General features: G+C 65.8%; 4 protein-coding genes and 1 pseudogene. All 5 read right to left on the reverse strand.

Going from position 1 to position 6,651, the window contains the following annotated elements; translation table 11 throughout:
* Positions 1 to 246: 246 nt before the first annotated feature.
* The 5 genes and pseudogenes from M1B34_RS17360 to M1B34_RS17380 all read right to left on the reverse strand — a co-directional run bounded on the left by M1B34_RS17360 (position 247) and on the right by M1B34_RS17380 (position 6,524).
* A complete protein-coding gene (locus tag M1B34_RS17360; RefSeq protein ID WP_268265750.1) occupies positions 247 to 1,332 on the reverse strand; it encodes an LLM class flavin-dependent oxidoreductase in 1,086 nt (361 codons plus the stop codon).
* A 55-nt stretch (positions 1,333 to 1,387) separates the two neighbouring features.
* On the reverse strand, positions 1,388 to 2,977 hold the full coding sequence (locus M1B34_RS17365) for an ABC transporter substrate-binding protein (RefSeq protein WP_268261454.1): 1,590 nt from the start codon (positions 2,975 to 2,977) through the stop codon (positions 1,388 to 1,390).
* A gap of 4 nt (positions 2,978 to 2,981) precedes the next feature.
* Complete coding sequence (locus M1B34_RS17370) at positions 2,982 to 4,190, reverse strand: LLM class flavin-dependent oxidoreductase (protein WP_123332787.1); 1,209 nt, start codon at positions 4,188 to 4,190, stop codon at positions 2,982 to 2,984.
* Positions 4,191 to 4,205: 15 nt separating this feature from the next.
* Positions 4,206 to 5,428: pseudogene (locus M1B34_RS17375) on the reverse strand (lipase family protein).
* Positions 5,429 to 5,450: 22 nt separating this feature from the next.
* On the reverse strand, positions 5,451 to 6,524 hold the full coding sequence (locus tag M1B34_RS17380; RefSeq protein ID WP_123332791.1) for an ABC transporter substrate-binding protein: 1,074 nt from the start codon (positions 6,522 to 6,524) through the stop codon (positions 5,451 to 5,453).
* Positions 6,525 to 6,651 lie beyond the last annotated feature (127 nt).

A 6,651-nucleotide genomic window follows, 5' to 3' on the forward strand; every position in this document is an offset into this window, starting at 1 on the left:
TGCTGTGTCCATGACAAGACCAAGGCTAATGCGTGGAATGCACTGGCAGTGCTGAAGGTGGTTCTGGAGGTGTCCGGGAGGACGTAATCGCTGGCAAGCCAGCTCCTACAACGACCACGCACGCCCTGTAGGAGCCGGCTTGCCGGCGATCAACGCCTGGACGAGCCTTCATTGCATCTGGATATGTACACGTGCGGCGGACGCCATCGCTGGCAAGCCAGCTCCTACAGGGGGTGGACGGTGGGTTCAGGCCACCCGGGCTTTGCGGCGACGGGCTTCTTCGCGGACGGCGGGGATGATCCAGCGGCCGTAGTCGACGGTGTCGTAGAACGGGTCGTAACCGCGGTTGAGGAAGGTGGTGACGCCCAAGTCAACGTAATCCAGCAGGGCTTGGGCCACGGTTTCCGGGGTGCCGACCAGGGCGGTGGTGTCGCCGTAGGCACCGACGGCGGTGGCGGTGGGCATCCATAGGGCGCGGTCGTGGCGGTCACCCTGGGCGGCAGCGGCCAACAGGCGTTCGGAGCCGGTGCCCTTGAGGCGTTTTTGCCAGGGGCTGCCGGCGGCGAACTGCGGGTTGGCCTTGATCTGCGCCAGGATCTGCTCGGCCCGTTGCCAGGCCAGCTCCTCGGTGGCGCCGAGGATCAGGCGCACCGACAGGCTGACCTTGGGCGCTGCCACGCCCGCCGCGCTGGCGGCTGCGCGCAGTTTGCCGATCTGCTCGGCGACGCCGCTCAGGGGCTCGCCCCATAAGGCGTAAAGGTCGGCGTGTTTCACCGCAATCTGGTAGGCGATGTCGGAAGAACCGCCGAAGGAAATCGGGATGTGCGGCTGCTGCAGGGGTTTGACCGGGGAGAAGGCGCCCTTGATGTTGAAGTACTGCCCCTCGAAGTCGAAGGGTTCTTCAGCGGTCCAGGTGCGGCGGACGATTTCCAGGTATTCGTCAGTGCGTTTGTAGCGTTCGGTCTTGTCCAGCAGGGTGTCGCCTTCCTGGGGTTCGGCGGTGATGCCGGTGATGGCGTGCAAGCGAATTCGCCCGCCGCCGGTGGTGTGGTCCAGGGTGGCGAAGGCCCGGGCCGCTACTGTGGGGGCGGTCAGCGCCGGGCGGTGGGCGATCATGAAACCCAGGCGCTCGGTGTGGGCAGCGGCGTAGGCGGCGATTTGCAGGCTGTCGGCGCTGCCGGGGCCGCTGGCGATCAGCACCCGGTCGAAGCCGGCGTGTTCGTGGCTACGGGCGTGATGACGGATAAATTCCAGGTCGAAGTCCGGGCTGCGGACGCCACGGGTTTCCGACCATTGGCGGGGGAAGATCATGCCGACAAATTCAATGGACATGGGCGGTTCCTGTAAAGGGCAGATAAGGGTGGATCAGGTCAGCGCAGCGCAGGGTTCAAGCGCGGTCGTTGAGCCAGAGGTTTTCAAAGCGCCAGGTGCTGAACAGCGATTCCTCGGCTGCCGCGCCACCGACGCGGGTGGCCACGCTGTCCAGCAGGTCGGCGTACCCCCAGATCAACAGGCCGCCGCGCTGGTACTGGATCTGCTGGGCCTGGTGCACCAGGGCCTTGCGTTGTTCCAGGTCCGGCTGGGCCATGGCAGCCAGAAACAGCCGGCTGAATTCGGGGTCGTTGAAATGGGTTTTGTTCGACACGGCAAAGGGGGCGTCGGTGTGCATGGCGCTGGCCAGGAACGGCGCACCGATGCTGCCGCCGGTGCTCAGGGTCCAGTCGTTGTGCTGCGGCCCGTCGAAGGTTGCCAGGTCGACCTGGCGAACCTTGAGGGTCACGCCAATGCGCTTGGCCTGTTCCGCCAGCACCAGGGCCGATGCCAGGCCCGGCCCCGGGGTGGTCACCAGTTCCACTTCGAGGTTTTCCTGGCCGGCCTCCTTGAGCAGTTGCGCCGCCCGCTGCGGGTCGTGGGCCCGGGGGCCAAGGCCGTGGTTGAAGGTGGGGTCGCTGGGGGCATACAGGTCGTTGGCCACCCGGCCCTGGCCATTGAGGGCGCGGCGCACCAGTTCCTCGCGGTCCGCCAGCAGGCGAAAGGCTTCCCGCACCCGTGGGTCGTTGAAGGGCGGCTTGTCCAGGTTCATGTCGAACGACAGCCAGTTGCCCGTCACCGATTTCAGCAGCCGTACCCGAGGGTCGCGACGCAGCACCTCCAGTTGTTCGGTGGGCATCACGTTGGCCATGTCGATCTGCCCGGAACGCAGGGCGGCCAGGCGTGACACCTGGTCCTTGAAATCGATGATTTCCAGCTCGTCGGCGTAGGGCTTGCCGTCCTTGTAGTAATTCTCGAAACGGGTGAACAGCGAGCGCTGGCCCGGGGTGAAACTCTTGAGTTTGTAGGGGCCGGCACCCACCGGGTTGGTCACGGGGTGGTAGTCCACCGGGACGATGCCGCCGAAGTTGACCCAGGTTTCCGCCAGGGGCAGGTAGCTGCGACCCTCGCGAAAGCCCAGGCGCACGGTGCGATTATCGAGCTTGACCAGGTTGTCGCGGTCCACCCAGTGCAGCAGCGCGGCATAGGGCGAGGCCAGTTGTGGGTCGGTCAGGCGGCGGATGGAGAAGATCAGGTCGTCGGCGTCGATGGTCTTGCCGTGGTGGAATTCCAGGCCCGGGCGCAGGCGCAAGGTCCAGCTGCTGGCGTCGGCATTGGGTTCGGCGAACTCGGCCAGGGCCAGGCGCGGCTGCATGTGCTCGTCCCATTCCCAGAGTTTGCTGTACAGGGCGAAGCCGCGAATGATCCCGCTGCCGATGGGCTTGTGGGCATCCAGGTTGCCGCTCTGGTTGCCGTCGAGAATGCCCAGGCGCAGGCGCCCGCCGTACTGCGGCTGAGTGCTGGCGCCGAGGGTGGCGGCCGGTTGCTCGCCGTTCGGGCCACACCCGGCGAGCAGGCTGCTGCCCAACAGCAACCCGCCACCGAACAGGGCGCTGTGGCTGAGAAAGTCCCGGCGGCTGATCAAGGAACGAGGGTCCTGGCTCATGGCGTCAGGCTCCTGCCGGGCCGTTGGCGGAGCGCAGTTCCAGGGCAGGCTCCTCGGGGCGGCTCAGTTCGGCGCGCTCGGCGCGAAAGTGCGGGAGGATGTGTTCCCCGAGGCGGTAGGCCTCTTCCAGGTGAGGGTAGCCGGCGAGAAAGAACAGGTCGATGCCCAGGGCGTTGTATTCGCGAATCCGCTCGACCACGTTGGCGTAGCTGCCCACCAGGGCGCAGCCCGGCGGAATGCCGATGTAACCGAAGCCGGTCCAGACATTGGGGTGGATAAAAAAGTCCTCGAAGCCCTGGGCTTCGGTCTTTTCGGCGAACTGCTCCTCGTAGCTGAGCTTGCGCGCGGTGCGCAGCCCGGCATGGGCGGCCACGGCCTTGACCGCGCCCTTGGCGATGCCTTCGTCGAAGAAGCGCCGAGCCTCGGTGCGCGCCAGTTCCTCGGTTTCCCGGGTGATGACGTCGATCGACAGGCCAAAGCGGATCTGACTGCGCCCGTACTTCAAGGCGCGTTGGCGAATATCGGCAATCAGAGCGGCAATTTCGTCCGGGTGTTCGGCCCGCATCAGGTAGAAATCGGCGTGTTTGGCAGCGAACTCCCGGGCCGGGATCGATGAGCCAGCGGTGCAGATCAGCGGCAGCTCGGCTTTTTTCAGCGGCCCGCGCAGGCCACCGCCCTCAGCTTGGTAGAAGCGCCCGCTGTAGTGGAAGTTCTCGTTGTGCCAGTAGCCCTTGACCACGTCCATGAACTCGGTGGCCCGCTCGTAGCGTTCGTCGTGGTCGCTGAAATCCCCGACCTGGCGCTGCATGGCGTCGGAGCCGCCGTTGATGATGTTCCACACCAGGCGGTTGCCGGTGGCGCGCTGGTAGGTAGCGGCCTGCTGCACCGCGACCCAGGGCGTGTAGTGATAGGGCTGGAACGCGGTGACGAACTTCAGGCTGCGGGTTTCCCGGGCCAGCAGCGAGCACACGGTCCAGGGCTCTTCGCCGGACGGCGCGTTGACCATCAGTGCGCCGCCGAAGCCGTTGATTTCCGCGGCCTTGGCAATCTGCCCCAGGTAGTCGATGTAGGTGAAATGATCACCGACGCTGAAGGCCGATACCGCGCCAGTGCTTGGCCCGCCACGGTGCCAGTCGCCACGGTTGCGTGGGTCGCCGGGGAGGAATTGGGTTTCGCCGTGCAGGGGCAGGCGGGTGAAGAATTCAATGCTCATTCAAGGGGCTCCGGGTCACTGCACGCTAGGGCTGCAGATCGGGGTGATGGGTTGGCCATTGATGACCTTGTGGGCGAAGGGCACGGAATCCTTGAGCGAGGCGTTGACCGTTTCGCTGTGGCCCAGGCCTTTGTAGAGGTGACCCTCGACCACCGAACCGGCTTTGCAGGCATCCTGCATCAGGGCCACTTGGGTGGTGGCGGCCGGGGTTTTGTCTTCGGCACCGGTGCCGATGAAGATCGGCTGTGGCGCCTTCAGGGTCGGGTAGGAAACCTGCTTCTGCCAGGCCGCGAGCTGGTTGCCCTGGTAGTCCTTCTTGGCGTTGGCCGGGGTCAGGCCGACCCCTACCACGTCGCTGACCAGGGCGGCCAGGCAACTGGTGCGGGCCTGTTCGAACAGCGGCAGGGCCTTGTCGGTATAGAAGTCGCGAGGGTCGATGCTCGGGTCGTACTGCTGGGCCGCAAGCAGGGTGTAGAAACCGTAGGCCAGGGCCGCGTCGACTTTGTTCGGGTCCTGTTCGCCGACGTTTTTTGCGCCCACGGTGTAGATCACCCCGGTGCCGATGCTGCCCTTGAGCCCGAGGTCTGGGGCGTAGGTCGGTGCGTAGGCGGCCGAGGCGAAGGCCCCGGCACCGCCCTGTGACTGGCCGATCACCAGCACTTTGTTGGCCAGGCCCGGAACCCCGGCGACCACCGCCTTGGCCGCATCGAGGATGCCGTAGGCGGCCATACGGTTGTTCAGCAGCGGATGGCGCCGGGCACGCCCAGGCCCTGGTAGTCGGTGGCGACAATGGCGAAACCTTCGTCCAGCCAACGGCTCAGGTACTGCACGTCACGGTAGGAACGACCTTGCCACGAGGGCGCGCAGACATCCGCCACGCCCACGGTGCCGTGGCCCCAGGTGGCTACTGGCCAACCGCCGGCCGGGGCCTTGCCTTTGGGCAGGAACAGGGTGCCGGAGACCACGATCGGGGTCTTGTTGTCGATGCCATCGGTGGAGCTGTAGAGAATCCGTTGGGCGCTGGCGGCGTTGGGCAGGCTCAGGGTCTTTTCCAGGGGCTCGCTGCGCAGCAGTTTGCCCGGGCTGGCGGGGATGGCGTCGGCCCAGGTGTAGAAGGCCGAGACACGCCCGTCGCCCTGTTGCGGGTCGGGCTTGGGGGCGTAGGTGCCGGCGGCCAGGGCCGACATGGACAAGGCCAGGACACTCAGGCCGAAAACGAATTTGGCAGGCAGTTTCATCAAGAGAACTCGCGGTCAGGATTCAAGGATGGGCGGTGACTTGGCCACGCAGGGCGGGCCAGTAATCGGTGAGTTGCAGGTCGATCAGCGCCTGGTTGGTGAAGCCGGTGGCCAGGGCCGGGCTGATGTCGTAGGGCGTGCGGATCAATTGGTTGGCCAGGGCGTAGGCGCTCAGGGCCTGGTAGTGGGCCTTGAGCTGCTGATCGCTCTTGGGCGCCCAGCGTTCTTTCCAGGCCACCGGGTCGCCTTGATCGTCGCGGCGCAGCACGCTTTCAGCGGTGCCGGCGCGGGACGAGAGTTGGTAATAGGCGTCCTGGTTCTGTTCCTGGGACAGCCACCACGCGGCCTTGACCCAGGCAGTGGCCAGCAGTTGGGTGAGTTCCGGGTGCTGGTCGATGAAGCGGTCGGTGCCCCAGAGGTCAGAGATCAGGCGCCAGTCATTGGCGCCTTGCTTGGTCGACCAGATGATCTTGCCCACGCCTTTGTCTTCCAGGGCGTAGGCCTCATTGAGCAGCACGGCCGCGTCGACCTTGCCGGCGGACACCGCTGCGGCACCGACCTGCGGGTTGAGGTTGGCGATCTTGAAGTCATCGAGCGTCAGGCCCTTGCTGGCCAGGAAGTTACTGAAGGCGAACTCCCAGGGACGGCCACGGTGCAGGGCTACACGCTGGCCCTTGAGGTCCTCGATGCTCTTGGCCGTGGAGTTGGCGGGGACCACCAGGTAGATATTGTTGCCGCTGCCACCAGGCACGATCAGCTTGCCGGGCACGCCGCCGGCGCCAGCGATCACCGAGGGCAGGTCGCCGCGTACGGCGAAGTCGATGCTGTTGTTGCTGAAACCTTCGTTGATCTGCGGACCGGCGCCGGCGTGGGGCAGGGCGATCCATTCCAGCTTGACCCCGCGCTGCTGGAGTTGCTGTTCCAGCCAGCCGTCCTCGATGACCCGCCCGGCAATGCCGCCGAACACGGGCTTGCCGCCCTGGGTAAAGGCGACGATGGCGATCTTTACCGAGGCCGGCGCCGATTCGGCCAGGGCCGTGACACTGAACAACAGTGCGGCCAGTGCGGCCAGCGTATTGCGCCATAAAGCTTGCATTGCACTCTCCCTAAAAAATAGTTGCCCAACAACACCGACGTCCCCCTTGTAGGAGCCGGCTTGCCGGCGAAGGGCCCTTGAGCCTTGCATTGCCCCCGGCGGACGTCATCGCTGGCGAGCCAGCTCC

The sequence above is a fragment of the Pseudomonas morbosilactucae genome (genome assembly GCF_023241715.1).
Lineage (GTDB): Bacteria > Pseudomonadota > Gammaproteobacteria > Pseudomonadales > Pseudomonadaceae > Aquipseudomonas > Aquipseudomonas morbosilactucae.

What these genes read in the sequence shown, in the direction of transcription:
- M1B34_RS17380 (WP_123332791.1), bottom strand. Translation starts at nt 6,524, where the DNA reads ATGCAAGCTTTATGGCGCAATACGCTGGCCGCACTGGCCGCACTGTTG.
- M1B34_RS17360 (WP_268265750.1), bottom strand. Translation starts at nt 1,332, where the DNA reads ATGTCCATTGAATTTGTCGGCATGATCTTCCCCCGCCAATGGTCGGAA.
- M1B34_RS17370 (WP_123332787.1), bottom strand. Translation starts at nt 4,190, where the DNA reads ATGAGCATTGAATTCTTCACCCGCCTGCCCCTGCACGGCGAAACCCAA.
- M1B34_RS17365 (WP_268261454.1), bottom strand. Translation starts at nt 2,977, where the DNA reads ATGAGCCAGGACCCTCGTTCCTTGATCAGCCGCCGGGACTTTCTCAGC.